This window comes from Accumulibacter sp. (genome assembly GCF_029255125.1).
GTDB lineage: Bacteria > Pseudomonadota > Gammaproteobacteria > Burkholderiales > Rhodocyclaceae > Accumulibacter.
Map to the genome: position 1 here is coordinate 57,792 of NZ_JAPUVR010000140.1, position 20,485 is coordinate 78,276.

Genomic DNA, 20,485 nt, shown 5'->3' on the forward strand with positions numbered 1-20,485 from the left:
CTTTTTGCCAGATTAACCAAAGCGGCGCGCTGGCCGAGGCCCGGAACCCGCTGCCGGGTTCCGGGCTGAACCTCGTGGCAGGGACTACTTGCTGAGCGTGTCGCCGGGGGTGACGATGCCGAGGAAGCTGTCGGCCTTGAGTGCTGCACCGCCGATCAGACCGCCGTCGATATCTTTCTGGGCGAGCAGTCCGGCGGCGTTTTCGGGCTTCATCGAGCCGCCGTACTGAATGCTGATCGACTGCGCCAGCTCGTCGCCGTAGAGTTTGGCGAGCAGGCTGCGGACGAACGCGTGCGCCTGCTGTGCTTCGTCGTCGGTCGCCGTGACGCCGGTGCCGATCGCCCAGACGGGTTCGTAGGCAATCACGGTGCGCCGCGCGTCGTCGATCGACAGGCCTTCGTAGGCGCCGTTGACTTGCGTCGTCAGGACGCTTTCCAGGCGGCCGCCTTGTCTTTCGGCGAGCGTTTCGCCGATGCAGATGATCGGCGACATGCCGAGCGTGAGGACCTTCTTGACTTTCTTGTTGACCGTGTCATCGGTCTCGCCGAAGTAGGTCCGCTGTTCGGAGTGGCCGATGATGACGTATTCGACGCCGATTTCCTTCAGCATGTCGGCGCTGACCTTGCCGGTGTACGCGCCCTGGTTTTCCCAGTGCACGTCCTGAGCGGCCAGCTTGACCTTGGTTCCCTGCAGCACGTCGGCGACCTTGGCGAGCGCGAGGTAGGTGGGAGCGACGACGACGACGACGTTCTGCACGTCGCGTGCTGCCGCGGCGACTTCGGAAGCGAGCCGCACGGATTCGGCGACGGTCTTGTTCATTTTCCAGTTGCCGGCGATGACGATCTTGCGCATGGTATTCCTCGTGTGATGTTTTTTGGCTAGCGAGTGCGGACGAGTGGCCCCGGACCTGCCGGGGCCGTACGGCTGACTTCTCTTACTTTTCGGAGAGCGCGGCGACGCCCGGCAGGATCTTGCCTTCAAGGTACTCGAGCGACGCACCGCCGCCGGTCGAGGTGTGCGTGACTTTCTTGTCGGCGCCGTACTTCTTCGCTGCGGTGGCCGTGTCGCCGCCGCCGATGACGGTGATCGCGCCGGCCGCGGTGGCCTGAACGACCGCGTCGGCCATCGCCTTGGTGCCGCCTTCGAACTTCTCGAACTCGAAAACGCCGGCCGGGCCGTTCCAGATGATCGTCTTCGCGTTCACGATCGCTTCGCTGAAAATGCGCGTCGATTCGGGTCCGCAGTCGAGCCCGAGCCAGCCGTCGGGGATTCCGTCGACGTCGTTGGCGGTTCCGGTATTCGCGTCAGCGGCGAATTTGTCGGCGATGATGAAGTCGACCGGGAGCAGGATCTGGCGGCCTTTTTCCTTGGCCTTGGCCATCAGCTCGGGGACGATCTTGGCGCCTTCCTCGTCGAACAGCGAGTTGCCGATCGGCATTCCCGAGATGACTTTCTTGAAGGTGAAGGCCATGCCGCCGCCGATGATGATCTGGTCGGCCTTGTCGAGCAGGTTGTTGATCAACTGGATCTTGTCGGCGACTTTGGCGCCGCCGAGAATCGCCAGCAGCGGCCGCTTCGGCGATTCGAGAACGGCCGAGAAAGCAGCCAGTTCCTTGTTCATCAGGTAGCCGGAAGCGCGTTCGGGCAACTGCACGCCGGTCATCGACGAGTGGTCGCGGTGCGCCGTGCCGAAGGCGTCGTTGATGTAGACGTCGGCCAGCTTGGTCAGCGACGCGCGGAAGGCCTTGACGTCGTCGGCTGCGGCTTTCAGCTTGGTGACGCTGCCGTCGGCGTTGGTGACCGTGGCCTTGCCTTCTTCTTCGATGTGGAAGCGAAGGTTCTCGAGCAGGATGACTTCGCCCGGCTTGATCTGGGCGCAGGCGGCTTCCACTTCCGGTCCGACGCAATCGGGCAGGAACTTGACCGTGCGCCCGAGCAAGCCTTCCAGAGCGACGGCGACCGGCTGCAGGCTGAACTGCGGAATCGCCTTGCCGTCCGGGCGGCCAAGGTGCGACATTAGAATGACGGCAGCGCCTTTGTCGAGCGCATACTTGATCGTCGGCAGCGCGGCTTCGATGCGCTTGGTGTTGGTAATGGCACCGGTGACCTTGTCCTGAGGGACGTTGAAGTCAACGCGGATCAGTGCGCGCTTGCCTTCGAGGGCGAGATCTTCGATGAACAGTTTGGACATGATTTCCTCGACAGTGAGTGGGTGACGTAAGAAACGGCAATAGGGATGGAATGGGAATCTGGGTGGCAATCAGGATGAAGCGGGTGACGATCCGGATGGCGATGAGCATGGTGTCCGCGCGTCGGCGGCAGAACTCCTTGGTGCGGCAGTGTCGTCAGATCGTTGAGTCAGGCCGGGGTAAGCTCGGGCGAGGCGTTTCAACCACGCAGACGAAGTATCCTTGGCCCCGCGCGCGTAGTCAATGCTCTCGTGTGGCGGGCGCTTGGCAAGGCGCTGCGCGCCGCGCCGCTGCTCTGGCCGAGTGCGGCCAAGGACGTGCAGGATCGATTGTTCGGGTGGCTGGCGGGTCGAGCTGAGCGCGCTTGGCCGGTCGGTCAGCGCCTATTCTTCCCGTTTGAGGAAAGGGTACATGTCGTCCAGCGCGGCGGAAACGATGCTGCCGTCGGCCAGTCGGCGCGAGGCGACGCGCGGCTCGAATTCCTGCGTCTCGTCGAGGACGACCTGCGTCAGCGATGGTCCGGGCGCGTCGAGGATCGCCGCCAGATGTTGCGCAAAGTCGGCCGCGTCCAGCCGTCGTGCCGGCAGGCCGAAAGCTGTGGCGACGGCGACGAAGTCGGGTAGTTGCACGCCGGATTCGGGTCCGGCACCGGCCAGACGGCCGAAGAAGCCGCTCTGCGAGGTCCGGATCGACAGATAACCGCGGTTGTCGAGGACGAAGATCTTGATCGGCAGTCGGTGCTGGGCGACCGTCTGCAATTCCTGCAGGTTCATCATCAGGCTGCCGTCACCGGCCAGGCAGACGACCCGGCGCTGCCCGCCGCGTACCGCGCGTGCGCCGTACCAGGCGCCGATCGCCGCCGGCAGGTCGTAGCCCATCGAGGCGCTGCCCGAATTCGAGAAGACGCGCTGACCGGCTTTCAGGCGCGCCGCCTGAAAGGTGACGATGGTTGCGCTGGCGTTGCCGCAGGCGACGATGTCGTCGTTCTGCAGGCAGGCGAAGAGTTCTTCGACAAAGTGATAGGGGTTGATCCTGCCGCGGAATTCGCGCTGCCGCGGCAGCACCGAAGGGTAGTCGGCCAGCCGTTGGCGGCAGCGGGCAAGCCATTGCTCGTGCGCCGGGGCACGCGCTGGTGGGTCGATCGCCAGGCGGCTATTGAGCGTGGCGAGGAAGTCGCGCAGGTCGGCGCAGATGGCGAGGTCGGGAACGACCAGCGGTTTGGCCAGTTCGGCCGGGTCGATGTCGACCTGGATCTTGAACGCCTGCGGGGCGAAAGCCGCCCAGTTGTAGCTCACCTGGCGGATGTTCAGGCGGCTGCCGAGGATGAGCAGCAGGTCGGCTTCCTGTACGGTGAAGTTGCCGGCGCGCGTGCCTATCGTTCCCGGTCGACCGCAGTAGAGCGGGTCGTCGTCGGCGATCAGGTCGTGCGTCCACGCGGTGACAACCGGAATCGCCAGGCGGCGGATCAGCGTCTCGAACTCGCGCTCGGCAGCCGCACAGCGTACGCCGGTGCCGGCCAGGATGACCGGACGCCGGGCGGCAGCCAGACGGGCGAGAAGCGCATCACAGTCGCTCGCGCGCCAGGTCGCGCTGGCCGGCGGCGCAGTGAAATGACGCAGCGCCCCCGGGTCGATCGGTGCCGCCTGCAGGTCGATCGGGATGTCGAGCCAGCACGGGCCAGGCCGCCCGCTGCGTGCCAGGTGGAGCGCCCGTTCGAGCTCCCAGGCGATGTCTTCTGCGGCGCGCAGGACGACCGCGCTCTTGCAGATCGGCCGTGCCAGGTCGACGATCCTTGCCTCCTGGTCGCCAAGCTGGCGCAGTTCGGGCAGGTCGTGGAAAGCCAGCGAGGTTTGTCGCTTCACCTGTCCGGAGATGACGAGCAGCGGGATCGAATCGGTCCACGCGCCGAAGACGCCGTTCAGCGCGTTGATCCCGCCCGGGCCGGTGGTGACGTTGACAATCGCCGGTTTGCCGGCGATGCGCGCGTAGGCTTCGCCGGCCATCGCCGCCGCCTGTTCGTGCTGGAACCAGAGCGGGCGAAGCGCCGGATGATGCGCCAGCGCGTCGTTGAGAAACATCGCGCCGCCGCCGGTGACGATGAAGGCGTCGCACAGCCCGGCCGCGGCCAGGGTGTCGGCGACATGCTCGGCGACGCTGATCATGCCGTAGCCGCCCGGGCAGCGGGCTTCACCACGTCTTCCAAGGCGCGGCGCCCGACGCCCAGAGCGCTTCCAGGGCGTTGCGCTCGCGCAGCGTGTCCATTCCCTGCCAGAAACCGCGATGGCGCCAGACGGCAAGCTGGCCATTGGCCGCCAGGCGTTCGAGCGGTGCGCCTTCCCACATGCACGCATCGCCGTCGATCAGGTCGATGACGCTGGGGGCGAGAACGAAGAAGCCGCCGTTGATCCAGCCGTCGCCGTCGGCCTTTTCGCGAAAGGCGGTGACCCGTTCACCGCTCACGGCGAGCGCGCCGAAACGGCCGGGCGGGGCGACCGCGGTGACGGTTGCCGCAACGCCTTGTCGGCGATGGAAGTCGATCGCGCCGGTGAGGTCGACGTTGCCGACGCCGTCGCCGTAGGTGAAGCAGAAGGCTTCCTCGTGCTCGACGTGCGCCCGCACGCGGCGCAGGCGGCCGCCGGTCTGCGTCGCTTCGCCGGTGTCGACCAGCGTTACCCGCCAGGGCTCGGCGTACTGCTGGTGCACCTGCATGCGGTTGTTCGCCAGGTCGAAGGTGACATCGGACAGGTGCAGAAAGTAGTTGGCGAAGTATTCCTTGATCAGGTAGCCGCGGTAACCGAGGCAGACGACGAAGTCGTTGATCCCGTGGCTGGAGTAGATCTTCATGATGTGCCAGAGGATGGGCTTGCCGCCGATCTCGATCATCGGTTTCGGGCGCACGCCAGTCTCCTCGGCGAGCCGCGTGCCGGCACCGCCGGCGAGGATCACCGCCTTCATTGCCGATTGGCTTCCATCGCTCTGTATCTTGCCCAGCGGGCTAGCGCCGTCCGCCGCCGAGCAGGCCGAGCAGGCCTTCGGCCAGGCGCTGGACGGTCTGCGCATCGGGCACCGGCAGCCTCAGGTAGCGCTCACCGGTTTGCGGGTCGCGGCGCACCCATGCCGATTCGCGCTCGCTCTGTGCCGCCGCAGCCAGTTCACCGAGCAACTGGATGCCGGCGCCGAGCAGCGGCGCCCAGGGATCGGCAGTGGTGTGCGACCCGCCGGGCTGAGCGCGGTCGATCGCCGCGCCGCCGTCGTCGGGCTGATGTACGGCAACGGGGGCGTTCGTGGCGGCTTCGGTTGCTGGCTCGGCCGCCGTCTCCGGGTGGCTGTCTGGCGTTGCGGGCATTTCCGTCGGCAGCTCGGCGGGCGCTGCTGCGCTATCCGTCGCCGCGACGCGCTCGCTGGCGGCCTCGGCCTCGCCGTCGGTCGCAGACAGCGCATCAAGCGCTTCCGCATCATCGCCCTCGGCGTCGATCGTTTGCTGCGACATCGCCCCGGAGACCTGCTCGACGGTCTCCATGAACTTCGACAGGCGCGAGCCGTGTAGCGTGATTTCGCTTGCGCCGTCGTCGAAGACGCCCGAAAACAGCGATTTCTTGAAAGCGAGAACGGAAAGCATGCTTTCCTCGATGGTGCCGCGCGCGACCAGGTTGATCACTTGCACGCCGCGCGTCTGGCCGAGACGGTGCACGCGCCCGATGCGCTGTTCGAGCACCGCGGGATTCCACGGCAGGTCCATGTTGACGACGACCGCGGCGGCATGTTGCAGGTTGAGCCCGACTCCGCCGGCGTCGGTACTCAGAAAGACCCGGCAATCGGCATCGTTGTTGAAACGGTCTACCAGTTCGCCGCGTTTTTCGCTGGGCACCCCGCCGTGAAAAAAGACGTGCTGCCAGTCGCGTTCGAGCAGTCGACGGACAATCAGCTCGTGCGTCCGCTGCCATTGGCTGAAAACGACGACTTTGGCCGACGGCTCGCTCAGAATGTCGTCCAGCAAAGTCATCAGCTCGTCCGCCTTGAAGCCGTCGTCGGTCTCGTGGTCGAGCAGGAAGCTGCTGTTGCACGACATGCGCATGTTCTGCAGGGCGCACTGCAGGCGGAGCTGATCCTTCTCGGAGAGAAAACCGCTCTGTCGCCAGCGTTGAACGATGCGTGCCACCTGCGCGCGGTTTTCCTCGTGATAATCGGCCTGCAACGGCGACATCGGCATGAAAAGCGTGCTGTCGACGCGTTCTGGAAGCTGTTCGAGAACCTCCGCCTTGCGTCGGCGCAGCATGATCGGCGCCAGCGTCTGGCCGATGCGGTCGAGTGCCTGGTAGCCGACGACGCGGCCGTTTTCGTCGCGCTTCTGGTGTTCGTCGAGCAGCCGCCAGGTGGGACCGAGTCGGTGTTGGTCGACGAACTGGACGATAGAAATCAGTTCCTCCAGGCGGTTCTCCAGCGGTGTGCCGGTGAGCACGACGGCGAACGGACTGGCGATCCGTTTGAGCGCGCGCGCGGCGATCGTGTTCCAGTTCTTGATCCGCTGTGCCTCGTCGACGATGACGACATCCGGAGCCCAGGCGTCGATCAGGTCGAGGTCGCGGCTGATCGTTTCGTAATTGGCGATCTTGCAGAAATCGTCCTGTGCGTAGCGTTGCTGGCGTACGGCGCGGCCACCGCCGATGACGCATACCCGGCGTTCGGTGAAACGCGCCATTTCGCGTTCCCACTGATGCTTGAGCGAGGTTGGACAAACGATCAGGACGCGCTCGGCAGCGAAATGGCGGGCGAAGAGTTCGACCGCAGCGATCGCCTGGACGGTCTTGCCGAGGCCCATCTCGTCGCCGATCAGGGCGCGCCCGGCACGCGCGGCGAAGAGTGCGCCGGCGCGCTGGTAGGGGTAGAGCGCGGTCTTCAGCAGGCCGGCGAGTTGCGGGCTGTCGGCGCCGAGCGGGTAGGCAGCGTCGAGCGTCGCGCGCCGCTGTTCGCCATCGCGCACCTCGGCGATGAAGGCGAGCGCGTCCTCCGCGCAACGCAGTTCGTGCCCGGACGCGCGCACGCGGACGAGAAAATCCGCCAGGTCGGCGAAGCGCGCAACCGGCAGTTGCCAGCCAGCGTCAGCGTCGAACAGTTCGCTGGCCAGCGTGTGCAACTCGTCCGGGAAGGCGCTGCCCGGGCGCAGGCGGACGCGCCGCTGGCCGGCGTAGTCGAGGAACAACTCGCTGAACGTTCCGCGGAAGCCCGCGGCGAGTTCATCCCGGCCGGCGGGCTGGGCCGCGATGCGGGCCAGGGTGAACTCGATGTGCTTGCACGTGCCCAGATCGTTGGTCGCGAAGTCTGGGCACGTGCAATGATTGTCGCCGGTCTCGCCGCCGCGAATCCAGACGCGGTAACGGCTGCGTCGACTCGGGTTATACACCGAGAACTCGGAGAAAACCGGTTCGTCGCCGAGATTCTCGAGCTCGAACGGCTGTTCGCGGCCAAATTGTCGGCGCAGCCCGCGCTGCCAGTCATCGGCGGCCAGGTCGAGGGGTTTGCGTTGGCGCGAGAGGCGTGTTTCGGTCGCGCTACGCGCGCCGTTCTTCTGCCTGGGAGCGGAAGCTTGATCGGAAGGGCTGGGCATGGGGGGATCGGGATTGGGATAAACAAGGTTGGCGGGTGAGGGCGCGCAGGGCGGCGAACAGGAAAGCCGCAAGCTGAAAGCCGAAAAAAAGGCCAGAGAAGGTCGGTCGAGCACGGCCCCCCTGCGCGTTGCTGCATATTGTAGTCCGGCGTGCGCAGCGGGCGACGTTGCGAGGCGCCAGACGCGGCCGGTCGACAGCGATGACCGCTGCCGCCCTCATCGCCGCAGGCGGGCAAACGCGCTGGCCATGGCGCTCGCCGGTTCGGGCTGGCTGTTCTGCCGTTGGCGCGCGCGTCCGCTGGTTGGCGCCGAGCTGGCGCGCGGGGCGCTCGGCAGCTCGTCGCTGAGGCGCATCGACAGGGCGATCCGGCGGCGCGGCAGATCGACTTCGAGCACCTTGACCTTGACCACGTCACCCGCCTTGACGACGCTGCGCGGGTCCTTGACGAACTTGTCGGCGATCGCCGAAATGTGCACCAGGCCATCCTGATGCACGCCGATGTCGACGAAGGCGCCGAAATTGGCGACGTTGGTCACCACGCCTTCCAGGATCATGCCGGCCTGCAGGTCCTTGAGGTCCTCGATGCCGTCGCGGAAAGCAGCGGTGCGAAACTCCGGGCGCGGGTCGCGGCCCGGCTTTTCGAGTTCCTGCAGGATGTCGCGGACGGTGGGCAGACCAAACCTGTCGTCGGTGTAGCGTTCCGCAACGAGTCCTCTGAGCAGGCGCACGTCGCCGATCACGCGGCGGATTTCCTGCTTGAGGTCGGCCAGAATGCGCTCGACCAGCGGGTAGGCTTCCGGGTGCACAGCCGATCCGTCGAGCGGGTTGTCGCCGCTGTTGATGCGCAGGAAACCGGCGGCCAGCTCGAAGGTCTTCTCGCCCAGGCGGGGAACCTGGCGCAGCGCCTGCCGGTTGCGGAATGCGCCGTGCTCGTTGCGGAAGGCGACGATATTTGCCGCCAGCGTCGGACTCAGTCCCGAGACACGGGTGAGCAGAGCAACCGAAGCGGTATTGAGGTCGACACCGACGGCATTGACGCAGTCTTCGACGGTCGCCTCGAGCGTGCGGGTCAGGCGCGTCTGGCTGACATCGTGCTGGTACTGGCCGACGCCGATCGATTTCGGATCGATCTTGACCAGTTCGGCAAGCGGATCCTGCAGTCGGCGGGCAATCGAGACGGCGCCGCGCAGGCTGACGTCCAGTTCCGGGAACTCGCGTGCGGCGTATTCCGAGGCCGAGTAGACCGAGGCGCCGGCTTCCGAGACGACGACTTTCGACAAGTGCAACTCGGGCTGCAGGCGGATCAGATCGCCGGCCAGGCGATCGGTTTCGCGCGAGGCCGTGCCATTGCCGACGCTGATCAGTTCGACCGCGTGTTTCTTCGCCAGAGCGGCCAGCGTGGCGAGGGCGCCCTGCCAGTCCCGGCGCGGTTCGTGCGGGTAGATCGTCGCGCTGTCGAGCAGCTTGCCGGTGCGATCGACGACGGCCACCTTGACGCCGGTGCGCAGGCCCGGGTCGAGGCCCATCGTCGCGCGCTGGCCGGCCGGTGCAGCGAGCAGCAGGTCACGCAGGTTGGCGCCAAAAACCCGGATGGCTTCGGCCTCGGCGCGCTCGCGCAAGGCGTTCATCATTTCCAGCTCGAGGTGCAGCGAGAGCTTGATGCGCCACGCCCAGCGCACCGTATCGGCCAGCCATTTGTCGGCCGGGCGACCCTGGTTGACGATGGCGAAGCGCCGCGCGATGCGCGACTCGCACGCGTTGCCGCTCTCCGCCTGCCCTTCGAGTTCGCTGTCGAGGACGAGAGCAAGCTGCAGGACACCCTCGTTGCGGCCGCGGAAAAGCGCCAGTGCGCGATGCGAGGGGATGGCGAGAAGCGCTTCGTTGTAGGCAAAGTAGTCCTGGAACTTCGCGCCTTCGCTCTCTTTACCGGCGACGACGGTCGAGCGCACGACGCCGTGCTCGCCGAGATAGTCGCGCAGCTCGCCGAGCAGTTCGGCGTCTTCGGCGAAACGTTCCATCAGAATCTGGCGCGCGCCGTCGAGCGTGCTCTTGACGTCAGGGAAGCCTGCCTCGGCGTTCAGGTAACGCTCGGCTTCGACTTCCGGGATAAGCGTCGGGTCGGCCAGCAGCGCCTCGGCGAGCGGCGCGAGCCCGGCTTCGCGCGCGATCAGCGCCTTGCTGCGCCGCTTCGGCTTGAATGGCAGGTAGAGGTCTTCCAGGCGCTGTTTGGTTTCGGCAGCCTCGATTTCGCTCGCCAGTTCGGCCGTCAGCTTGCCCTGCTCGGCGATCGAAGCGAGGATCGCCTGGCGGCGTTCCTCGAGTTCGCGCAGGTAAGTGAGGCGTTCGGCCAGAACGCGCAACTGGTTGTCGTCGAGGCCGCCGGTCACTTCCTTGCGGTAGCGCGCGACGAAGGGGACGGTGGCCCCGTCGTCAAGGATCTGGGCAGTGGCCAGCACCTGCGCCGGGCGACAGCCGATTTCCTCGGCAATGGTGGCGGAAATTCGTTGTTCGGTCGGGCTGGGCATGGCAAGTGTCGGGGCGGCATTAGCAGGCTGGTCGGCCAAGCAGAACAAGGGCGACCGAGAGAACGACAAAGCCCCCTTGCGGGGGCCTTTTCGCTAGGCGGCAGCGCGCCGGATTACATGCGGGCGATCATCGCGTCGCCGAACTCGGAGCAGGAAACTTCGGTCGCGCCTTCCATCAGGCGGGCGAAGTCGTAGGTCACGACCTTGTCGCCGATGGCGGCTTCCATCGAGCTGATGATCAGGTCGGCGGCTTCGACCCAGCCCATGTGGCGGAGCATCATTTCGGCCGAGAGAATGAGCGATCCGGGATTGACCTTGTCCAGCCCGGCGTACTTGGGCGCCGTGCCGTGCGTCGCCTCGAAGCAGGCATAGAGGTCGGAGATGTTGGCACCGGGGGCGATGCCGATGCCGCCGACCTGCGCGGCCAGCGCGTCGGAAATGTAGTCGCCGTTCAGGTTGGTCGTGCAGATCACGTCGTACTCGGCCGGGCGCAGGAGGATCTGCTGCAGGAAGGCGTCAGCGATCGAATCCTTGATGACGATGCCGCTCGGCAGCTTGAGCCATGGCCCGCCGTCGATCGGTACGCCGCCAAATTCCTTCTGCGCCAGCGCGTACGCCCAATCGCGGAAGGCGCCCTCGGTGAATTTCTGGATGTTGCCCTTGTGCACGATGGTCACCGAGCGCCGCTTGTTGGTGATCGCGTATGTGATCGCGGCGCGTACCAGGCGCTCGGTCCCTTCTTCGGAGACTGGCTTGATGCCGATGCCGGAAGTGGCCGGGAAGCGGATCTTCTTGACCCCCATTTCCTCCTGCAGGAACTTGACGATCTTGTTGCAGGCGTCGGAGCCGGCCGGCCACTCGATGCCGGCGTAGATGTCTTCGGTATTCTCGCGGAAGATCACCATGTCGGTCTTCGACGGGTCCTTGAGCGGCGACGGTACGCCGCGGAAGTAGCGCACCGGACGAACGCACTGGTAAAGATCGAGTTCCTGGCGCAGCGCAACGTTCAGCGAGCGAATGCCGCCGCCGACCGGCGTCGTCATCGGACCCTTGATCGAAACCGAGAACTCCTTCAGCGCTTCCAGCGTTTCGGCCGACAACCACACGTCGGAGCCGTACATCTGGGTCGATTTTTCCCCAGCGTAGACTTCCATCCAGTAGATTTTCTTGCCCCCGCCGTAGGCCTTGGCGACCGCGGCGTCGACCACCTTGATCATGACTGGCGTGATGTCAACGCCGATACCGTCGCCCTCAATGTAAGGAATGATCGGGTTATCAGGGATCGCCTGCCCGGGAACGATTTTCTGGCCGCCTTGTGGGACTTTGATCAGACTTGCGCTCATGCATGCTCCATGTCGTGTGGTTGGTTCTACCTCGGGTGCCGGCATCGGTAACCGGCGGTCTCGTCAAGCTCGCGGCCTGCCTGGGGGGCGACGCGACGCGGGTGGGCAAGGAGGTTCTGTCCGAGCCGGGCTCTCCCGCGACACCATCTGCCATTATGTCGCAAACTGTGACAATCTGCCAGTCGATTGGATTTGCGCGGATGCCTCCGCCGGTCATATGAAGCACTCGGGCAGCCGCGTACGGGTAGCTGCCGGTGCTTGGTGCGGTGCACCACCGGCGGTGCTACAATCGCCTTACCCGAGACCACTTGAGTCACCGCCATGGATATCGCCACCGTTCAGAACGCTCTCGCGCAAAGTGTCGCCGCGGCCATGATCGATGGCTTCAATCGGCACTATCGGCTGATTCGCCGCTACGGCCAGGAAGCCAAGCGACTCTTCGAAGCCGGTGATTGGAAAGGCGTGCACGATGCGGTACGTGAGCGCATTCGTTCATACGACGATCGGGTCAGGGAAGCCGCCGACGAGCTATGTGCGAATTTCGCCGCGGCGACACTCGACGACGCGACCTGGCAACAGGTCAAGCTGCTCTACATTGGCTTGCTGATCAATCACAAACAGCCCGAGCTTGCCGAGACCTTCTTCAATTCGGTCTGTTCGAAGATCCTGCACCGGACCTACTTTCACAACGACTACATCTTTGCCCGGCCGGCGGTGTCGACCGAGTACATCCAGTCCTACCCACCGACGTATCGCAGCTACTATCCGGCACACCATGGGTTGCGGCGCACGGTGCGGCAGATCATTCTGGACTTCGACTGGCAACGGCCTTTCGCCGACCTTGAGCGCGATGTCGATTACATCCTGCGCTCGACCCGGCAGCGGCTGGGCGAGTGGCCTGCGCCGGAAGCCAATGCGCAGATTCAGGTTCTGCATTCTGCCTTCTACCGCAACAAGGGGGCCTACGTTTTTGGCAAGGCGATCAACGGCCACGACGAGTACCCCTTTGCGATGCCGGTTCTGCACGATGCGCAAGGCAAGCTTTACATCGACACCATCCTTTTCGATAGCGGCTTGATCAGCGTCCTCTTTTCGCTTTCGCGTGCCTACTTCATGGTCGATATGGAGGTTCCTTCGGCCTATGTCCAGTTTCTGCGCAGCATCATGCCGCTCAAGCCGCCGTCCGAACTGTATACGATGCTCGGTCTCGGCAAGCAGGGCAAGACGATGTTCTTCCGCGACCTGAAGGAGCACCTGCGCCATTCGGAAGACCAGTTCATCATTGCCCCGGGAATCGCCGGTCTGGTCATGCTGGTGTTCACGCTGCCTTCGTATCCCTACGTCTTCAAGCTGATCAAGGATGTCTTTGGCGCCAGCAAGGAGATGGACCGCGAAACGGTGAAGCGCAAGTATCTGCTCGTCAAGCAGGTCGACCGCGTCGGGCGCATGGCCGACACGCTTGAATTCTCGCAGGTGGCATTGCCGCGCAAGCGTTTCTCCCCGGAACTCCTGGCGGCACTGCAGACGCTGGCGCCGTCGCTGCTCGAAGACGAAGGCGAGAATCTGGTGATCAGGCATCTGTATATCGAGCGCCGCCTGACGCCGCTCAACATCTACCTCGACTCGGCAACGCCGGAACAGATCGACCATGCCGTACTCGAATATGGCAATGCGATCAAGGAACTCGCCTGTGCCAACATCTTTCCCGGTGACATGCTGTGGAAGAACTTCGGTGTGACGCGCTACAACCGTGTGGTCTTCTACGACTACGACGAGATCGAGTACATGACCGACACGAACTTCCGCGTCATTCCGGAAGCGCCTTATCCGGAAATGGAAATGTCCGGCGAACCCTGGTATTCGGTGGCCAAGAACGACGTTTTCCCGGAAGAATTCGCCAGCTTTCTGCTCGGCTCGCCCAAGGTCCGCTCGGCCTTTCTCAAGTATCATCGCGCCTTGCTCAATGTGCGCTTCTGGCGGACGGCGCAGGAACGTATTCGCGCCGGACATGTCGAGGACTTCTTCCCCTATTCGGAGGAACTGCGTTTCTGCAAGGTTTTTGCAGACGCCGGCGCGGCCTGATCGGGTGCCAGGCGAGCAGCACTTTGCGCCCCGCCGGATTTTGCGCCAGCGTGTCGAGGCGGGTCGGCGGCGGCCGTGCCCGGGTGCCGAGGAGCTTGATGCTTGAGAGCGAGAGTAATGAAAAGGCTTCACTTTTCCCTGGTCGCGCTGGCTTGCCTGACGACCGCCTGGTCGGTGGCGGCGCAGGACGATACGCTGGCGCGCAATCTGGTGGCCACCTGCGCCAACTGCCACGGCACCGACGGTCACGCGGTCAAGGCTTCAGGCATGGAAGCGCTGGCCGGCGCCGATGCGGCGAAGACGCTGCAGAAGCTGCACGAATTCAAGTCCGGCGTGCGGCCGACAACGGTCATGCAGCAGATCGTCAAGGGCTACACCGACGAGGAACTGGCGCTGATCGTCGGCTATCTGGCGCGCCAGAAATAGGCGCACCGATGCGCCAAGGCAGGAGAAGGGAAGACGGCGATGGATGATCGGCGGCGTTCGTTCATCAGGCGGGCTGGGGCAGCCGCCTTGGCCGGCGCATTGCCGACGTACGCTGGCCGCTCGTCGGCAGCGACGCGTGCGCACGTTCTGGTCGTTGGCGGCGGTTTCGGTGGAGCGACTGCCGCGCGCTATCTGCGCTTGTGGAGCGAAGGGTTGGTCGAGGTGACGCTGGTCGAGGCGAACCGCGAGTTTGTCTCGTGTCCATTGTCTAATCTGGTGCTTGCCGGTGAGCGCGAACTGGCCGATCTGAGCTTCGCCTACGACGGCCTGCGACGACGCGGCGTGCGCGTCGTGCACGACACGGTGATCGCACTCGATCCGGTCAAGCGCGCGGTGGGCTTGCTTGGCGGCGAGCGAATTGGCTACGATCGGCTGCTCCTGGCGCCGGGGGTCGATTTCGCTTACGAAGACCTGCCCGGCCTGCAGGCTGCGCCGGCGCGCGAACACGTACTGCACGCCTGGAAGGCAGGTCCGCAAACGCTGTCGCTCCGTCGACAGTTGGCAGCGATGCCCGACGGCGGGGTTTTTGCGATTACCGTCCCGCTGGCGCCCTATCGCTGTCCGCCCGGGCCGTACGAACGGGCGAGCGTCGTCGCCGCGTACCTGAAGGCGCACAAGCCGCGGGCAAAGATTCTGGTGCTCGATGCGAATGCCGAAATCGTTTCGAAGAAGGGCCTGTTCGGCAAGGCCTGGGCCGAACTCTACCCCAACCTCATCGAGTACCGGCCGAATTGCGAACTGCGCGACGTGCATGCCGCGACGCGCACGGCTATCCTCGACTTCGAGCAGGTGCGCGCCGACGTGCTCAACGTGATTCCGAACCAGCGCGCCGGCGAATTGGCACGCCTTGCTGAACTGCGACTGGTCAATCAGCGTTGGGTTGACGTTGATTGGCGGTCGATGGAATCGACCAGCCACCCGGGGATACATGTCGTTGGCGACGCCACTTTCGCTGCGCCGGCGATGCCGAAGTCCGGCCATCTCGCCAACCAGCAAGGAAAACTGGCGGCGGCGGCGATTCTCGAACTGCTCGCCGGCCGCTCGCCCAGCCCGACGCCGGTGCTGACCAACACCTGTTACAGCTTCCTCGACGCGCGCAACGCCGTGCACGTCGCATCGGTGCACCGTTACGATGCCGGGCAGAAGACGATGTTGCCAGTCGCCGGGGCAGGCGGTCTGTCGGTGGCGCGCAATGAGTTCGAGGCGAAGATCGCTGCCGCCTGGGCCCTCAATATCTGGGCGGACACGCTCGCCTGAGCGGCGCGACCGCCCTTCGCTCGGCCGGATCTGGTGGACCAGGTGCAGATAAGTATTTCTGATGTGGATTGATGATAAGATTTTACATTGTTCGCGGCGCACCCCCCACTGCAGAGCCACACTGCCTGATTCCGAGGACTTCCCATGAATATGGCCGACCTTTTCCAGTGGTCCAACGAGTTCAACATCGATATCCAGGAAATCGATGAGCAACACAAGGTGCTGGTCGGTTTGCTCAACGAACTGCATCGCGCAATACGCGAGCATCATGGCAAGGCGACCTCGCGCGAGATCCTGAAGCGGCTGGCCGAATACACGCGCACGCATTTCCTGCTCGAGGAAAGCCTGATGCGCCTGACGCACTATCCCGGCTTCGAACTGCATAAACAACAGCACCAGGAATTGATGACCCAGGTCGACGCCCTGCAGACCAAGCTTGAGCGCGAGAATGCGGCGATCAGTTTTGAACTCCTGCACTTTCTGAAGAACTGGCTTGTCCAGCATATCAACGACAGCGACAAGCGTTTTGGCATGCACTTCCACAAGGCGGGTCTGGTCTCCTACGCGAAATGGACGGCCGAAGTGGAAACGACGATGAAGAAGAAGAAATGGTGGTGGAAGTTCTGGTGAAACCAGCCCAGGCCGCCGGCAAGCCGCTCAGGGCGGGCGGTCCGGTCAGGTATAATTGCGTCCCATCGGCAGTATTCTCAGTGTCATGAAGGAAGTTGGCCATGGGCAATCGTCTCTCCAAGATCGTCACCCGCACCGGCGACGCCGGCTCGACCGGCCTCGGCGATGGCTCGCGCGTCGGTAAGGACAGTCTGCGCATCGAGACGATGGGTCAGGTCGATGAACTCAACTCGACGCTTGGGGTGCTGCTGTGCGAAGACCTGCCAGCGGAGATCGCGCATGCGCTGGTCGGCGTTCAGCACGACCTGTTCGATCTGGGCGGCGAGTTGTGCATTCCGCGCATGCAGATGATTGACGCGGCGCATGTCGAGCGACTGGAGAAACTGGTCGAGCAGTTCAATGCCGAACTGGCGCCGCTGAAGGACTTCATCCTGCCCGGCGGCACGCGCGCTGCGGCACTGGCGCATCTGGCGCGGACTGTCTGCCGACGCGCCGAACGGCAGATTGTTCGCTTGGCAGCCAGCGAAGACGTCTACGAGTTCGCGCGCAAGTATCTGAACCGCCTGTCCGACCTGTTGTTCGTTCTGGCCCGCGCCTTGAACAAGGCGGCTGGACGGGACGATGTGCTGTGGATACAGCGCAAGAACCGGGGCGACAGCGCTGACGCCTGACCGCGTATCGAGAAATCGTCACGCGGTGCTCGGGATAAGCGGTGCGCGGTGCGCGGCGCTCGACGGCCGATGATCACAGGCTGCGGCCGGCAAGAGCAGCCAGTTGTCCGAGCAGCGCGAGAATGGCCACGCCGAGCAGCGTGGCGCAGATCGATTTGCTTCGACTGACGCCAAAGCTGAAGCGAAAGGCGCCCCAGGCGACGACGCCCCAGATCAGTACCGCCGTCCAGACGGCACCGGCGAGGACGAGCAGGGCGGCGGCTGGCCCGTGGATGGCGTTGGCAAAGAGCGCGCCTGCTTCGTCCAGGCGTTGCGCGAGCGGTGCTGCGCTGCCGACGATCGCCAGATAATCGGTGAACAGACCGGGTTCGACCAATTGCACACCGAGCGCCGCGAGCAGCGCACCGGCACAGAATCCCATCCAGACTCCGGCGTAGATGTAGGCCAGAATCAGCGTCACCTGGCGGAACTCGACGCGCGTTCCGACCAGCCGCCAGGCGAGCGTCAGCGGTGCCGCGAGCAGCGTCACGGTGAGCAGGTGGAGGATCGTTCCGACCGTGATCCCCTCCGCCAGTTTCGGTATGCCGGTGCCGAGCAGGAAGACAGTGTTGCCCAGCACGAGCGCCGCCAGCAGGAAGAGGAAAGCGCGCACATGGTCGAGCGCATGGCCGGTCTGCCGGCGTGCGATCAGGCGCGTCGGGTGCGCCGTCAGTTCGAGCAGATCAAGCGCCAGACGCGCTGGAAAGGCAATCTGGTCGCCGCCACCGGGCAAGGGGGCAGCGGCGGGCTGTTCCGATTCGAGGGCAAAACGTCCCTGGAGCAGAGCGATCAGGCGGTCCACGTCATAGTTCCAGCGGGTTGCCGACAGTTCGATGGCCTGGCAGCGGGCAAACTGGGCGAGTAGCCCGGGCAGATCTTTACTTGTCGGCATCGTTGCCCCGTCCACCAACAGCGGGATGACCGGCACATTCGCGAGCAGGGCTGATTCAATCTCCAGTCGTACGAAGTCCTGCTCGTCGTCCAGGCGCCTCTTCCCGTCGGCGCTGCAGGTGCTCAGCCAGTCCGGCCCGACGATCGCCAGGACGACCACCGAAGTCCCCACCGCGCGCCGGATCGCCTCGGCGAAGTCTTCGCCGGCGGCGATCGAGTCGTGGTCGCGAAAGACGCGGCTGGCGCCGAAGTGGACGCTCAGGCGGTCGGCGAGGCGCCCAGTGGCACTCTGGCTGTCCTGCCGGCGATAGGAAAGAAAGATGTCAGCCATGGCGTCTCCCGCGATCTGCTCAATCTCTTCACCGGCCCGCTGGTGCGGCGCTGCGGTCGTCACCGGCGGGTGAAATGCCGGGGTCTTCGGCGAAGGCGCTACGCCGAGCCGGCAGTGCTCTGCGCTGTTGTCGGCCATCCAGGAAGCGTCCCCTCGACAGGAATCGAACCTGTATCTCACGCTTAGGAGGCGCGTGCACTGTCCATTGTGCTACGAGGAGGTGGGCGCGTATTGTAGCCCCAGCTTCCGGCTTGCGCCAATTTGCCGGATCGCCGCTCCGGGCGGGGACACGTCTGGTGGCGCGCGCAGAAGGCGGCTTACGGCAAGGCTTGACCGCTGCGCGTGCGGACGCTCTTGTGACTGTAGTCGGTGGCGATCGGCCGCCTGAGCTCGCCGCGTGCCAGCAGGTAGTCGACGAAGGTCTGCGTATAGTTCAGATAGGTGTTCACGCTGCGTCCGGCGCGGTGGATCGCTGCCAGCGCCGTGTAGCCGTCGCCGCCGCTCGCCAGGAAGTCGCTGGTGACCAGCGTGTAGGTACTGTCCAGCTCGAGCGGCTGCCATTGACCGCTCGCTTTGCGCTTGACCTCCAGATTGGTCAGCCGGCTACCGCGCGCTTGCGACATGTCGAGGTTCCAGCGCAGGCCGGCAGCATAGGGATGCGACCCGTCCGACCCGCCACGGTCGAGGTGATTGGCGAGCGCGTCGTCGAGCACACTGACGATTTCGCGGCCGCTAAGCTGAAACTCGTAGAGCACGTTGGTAAAGGGTAGCACCGTGTATGCGGTGTTGAAAGTGACCTCACCGGTGGGCAGTGCGTTACGAATTCCGCCCGCATTCTGCAGCGCAATGTCGGCCAGTTTGCTCGCCTGGCGGTAGGCTTCGGCGACTGCTTGCGCGATGTCGCTGCCGCGCGCGAGTTGGTTGGCGTTTTCGCAGCCGGCCAGTCCGCTGCTGCGGTTGGTAGACTCGCCGGGAACGCGGACCAGACAGAGCGCCTCGTCGGCGACGCCAATCCGCTGGCGCTTCATGTCATCGAGGCGGCTGGCGTAGCGTGCCAGCTCGGCGGCGGCGAGCGGGTCGGGGTTGACGACCCGGAGTCCGCCAGCGCGCGTCGCCAGGCGTTCTAGGATCTGCTGACGCCGCGTCGCATCGACCGCCGTGAATTGGCCGGAAGCGTCCTGTTGCCGAAAGTCGTCGCCGATCGGTAGCGTCACCTCGCCGCTGCAGGCAAGGACTCTCGCCTGATCGTCGAAGCTGACCTTGAGCAGTCCGACGGCCTTGGCATACTCCCAGGCCTGGACGACGCAGACCGGGTCGCCGTCGAGGTTCCTGACCACCGTCGGATAAGGGCCGGACGCCGCGCCGATGCCGAGCGCTGAAAAGTCGCCGAGCAGCGTGTGCGAGTCGCCGCCGACGATCACATCGACCTCGCTCAATTGGGCGGCCATTGCCAGGTCGGCGGCGTAGCCCTGATGCGTGACCAGGACGATGTGCCGGATTCCCCGTGCGCGCAGTTCGTCTATCGCCTGGCGGGCAGTCTCGATCTCGTCGAGAAAGCGCGTGCTCGGGAGCGGGCGCGACGAGTTCATCGTCTTGCCGCGCACCTCGATGCCGACGATGCCGACGGTCAGTCCGTCCAGGCGTTTGCTGACGTACGGCTGCAGGTAGTCGTGCGCCTTGTGCGGCGCCAGCGGTGAGCCGATCGCCGGTTCGACATTGGCGGCGAGCACCGGCGTCCGGCAGCTGCCGGCACGCAGGTGGTCGAGAAAGCGGCGCAGGCCGGAATCGCCCTCGTCGAACTCGTGGTTGCCGATTTCGAAGGCGTCGAAGCACACCGTGTTCATCAGCGCGGCATCGGCTTCGCCGGTATACAGTGTGTGATAAAGCGTGCCGGTCATTGCGTCGCCGGCGTGAATCTTGAGCAGATTGGGCAAGCTGGAGGATTGCCTGAAGAGCGTCGTCAGGCGGGGAAATCCGCCAAGCGTGACACGTGTGGCAACCCCGTCGAGGCTGATTTCGAAGTTGGCGTGCGCTTCGAGATTCGAGTGATGGTCGTTGATGTGCGCGATGTGGACTTCGCGGCCGTTCGCGCTCCTTGCCACATCGAGCGGCGGCGTCTGACACGCGCTCAGTGCCAGCGTCAGGATAAGAAAGAGGGCGTTGGTGAGCAGGCGGAGCGAAAGCATGAAGCGCATGATCCTCATTCTGGGCGGTGGCGACGAGACGAAACAGTATTCCACATTGTGCTGACGAATGGGTGGCTGGACGATGCGGCGCAGAGCGTCGCGCAAGGCGCGTTGCCGGGTCTTTTGTCTACCGGCTGCCATTGTCTATGCCAAGACGCGGGCAACTGCTAGACTGTTAGGCGCGCCCGGGTCGAAAGGTGGGCGCGGGACGGGTCCGGCGCGAGATTGCGCTGCTTTTCTAGGAGGCAG

At 64.8% G+C, this 20,485-nt stretch carries 14 protein-coding genes and 1 tRNA gene; 5 read left to right on the forward strand and 10 right to left on the reverse strand.

From position 1 onward, the window contains the following. Nucleotides 1-84: 84 nt before the first annotated feature. The 7 genes from tpiA to icd form a co-directional block, all read right to left on the reverse strand. A complete protein-coding gene (gene tpiA, locus Q1L59_RS15680) occupies nt 85-852 on the reverse strand; it encodes a triose-phosphate isomerase (protein WP_300333962.1) in 768 nt (255 codons plus the stop codon). Between the two features lie 82 nt (nt 853-934). After that, complete coding sequence (gene pgk / locus Q1L59_RS15685; RefSeq protein WP_300333965.1) at nt 935-2,191, reverse strand: phosphoglycerate kinase; 1,257 nt, start codon at nt 2,189-2,191, stop codon at nt 935-937. A 381-nt stretch (nt 2,192-2,572) separates the two neighbouring features. Beyond that, a complete protein-coding gene (locus Q1L59_RS15690) occupies nt 2,573-4,351 on the reverse strand; it encodes a thiamine pyrophosphate-binding protein (RefSeq protein WP_300333967.1) in 1,779 nt (592 codons plus the stop codon). Nucleotides 4,352-4,376: 25 nt separating this feature from the next. Further along, nucleotides 4,377-5,144 carry a glucose-1-phosphate cytidylyltransferase gene (rfbF, locus tag Q1L59_RS15695; protein ID WP_300333969.1) on the reverse strand — a complete coding sequence of 256 codons (768 nt, stop codon included), beginning with the start codon at nt 5,142-5,144 and terminating at the stop codon, nt 4,377-4,379. Between the two features lie 40 nt (nt 5,145-5,184). Continuing rightward, nucleotides 5,185-7,794, reverse strand: coding sequence for a DEAD/DEAH box helicase (locus Q1L59_RS15700; RefSeq protein WP_300333971.1), 2,610 nt, complete (start codon nt 7,792-7,794; stop codon nt 5,185-5,187). 216 nt (nt 7,795-8,010) lie between these two features. Then, a complete protein-coding gene (locus Q1L59_RS15705) occupies nt 8,011-10,320 on the reverse strand; it encodes a Tex family protein (protein WP_300333974.1) in 2,310 nt (769 codons plus the stop codon). 113 nt (nt 10,321-10,433) lie between these two features. Continuing rightward, entirely contained in the window at nt 10,434-11,663 is a 1,230-nt protein-coding gene (gene icd, locus Q1L59_RS15710) for an NADP-dependent isocitrate dehydrogenase (protein WP_300333977.1), read from the reverse strand. Between the two features lie 321 nt (nt 11,664-11,984). Between icd and aceK the strand changes: the two genes are divergently transcribed. The 5 genes from aceK to Q1L59_RS15735 all read left to right on the forward strand — a co-directional run bounded on the left by aceK (nt 11,985) and on the right by Q1L59_RS15735 (nt 16,789). Next, on the forward strand, nt 11,985-13,745 hold the full coding sequence (gene aceK / locus Q1L59_RS15715) for a bifunctional isocitrate dehydrogenase kinase/phosphatase (RefSeq protein ID WP_300333979.1): 1,761 nt from the start codon (nt 11,985-11,987) through the stop codon (nt 13,743-13,745). Nucleotides 13,746-13,862: 117 nt separating this feature from the next. Further along, nucleotides 13,863-14,171: a c-type cytochrome gene (locus Q1L59_RS15720; protein ID WP_300333982.1), complete on the forward strand. Its 309-nt coding sequence runs from the start codon at nt 13,863-13,865 to the stop codon at nt 14,169-14,171. 39 nt (nt 14,172-14,210) lie between these two features. Beyond that, a complete protein-coding gene (locus Q1L59_RS15725; protein WP_300333984.1) occupies nt 14,211-15,488 on the forward strand; it encodes an NAD(P)/FAD-dependent oxidoreductase in 1,278 nt (425 codons plus the stop codon). A 150-nt stretch (nt 15,489-15,638) separates the two neighbouring features. Continuing rightward, nucleotides 15,639-16,118 (forward strand): bacteriohemerythrin, encoded by a 480-nt coding sequence (locus Q1L59_RS15730; protein ID WP_300334023.1) that lies wholly within the window; start codon nt 15,639-15,641, stop codon nt 16,116-16,118. Nucleotides 16,119-16,219: 101 nt separating this feature from the next. After that, nucleotides 16,220-16,789, forward strand: a complete 570-nt coding sequence (locus Q1L59_RS15735) for a cob(I)yrinic acid a,c-diamide adenosyltransferase (RefSeq protein WP_300333986.1) — start codon at nt 16,220-16,222, stop codon at nt 16,787-16,789. A 73-nt stretch (nt 16,790-16,862) separates the two neighbouring features. On the opposite strand, the gene Q1L59_RS15740 is transcribed toward Q1L59_RS15735, so the two are convergent. From Q1L59_RS15740 to Q1L59_RS15750, 3 genes are all read right to left on the reverse strand, one after another. After that, entirely contained in the window at nt 16,863-18,050 is a 1,188-nt protein-coding gene (locus Q1L59_RS15740) for a toll/interleukin-1 receptor domain-containing protein (RefSeq protein WP_300333988.1), read from the reverse strand. Nucleotides 18,051-18,198: 148 nt separating this feature from the next. Continuing rightward, nucleotides 18,199-18,270, reverse strand: a tRNA-Arg gene (locus Q1L59_RS15745). 97 nt (nt 18,271-18,367) lie between these two features. After that, complete coding sequence (locus Q1L59_RS15750; RefSeq protein WP_300333991.1) at nt 18,368-20,377, reverse strand: 5'-nucleotidase C-terminal domain-containing protein; 2,010 nt, start codon at nt 20,375-20,377, stop codon at nt 18,368-18,370. Nucleotides 20,378-20,485 lie beyond the last annotated feature (108 nt).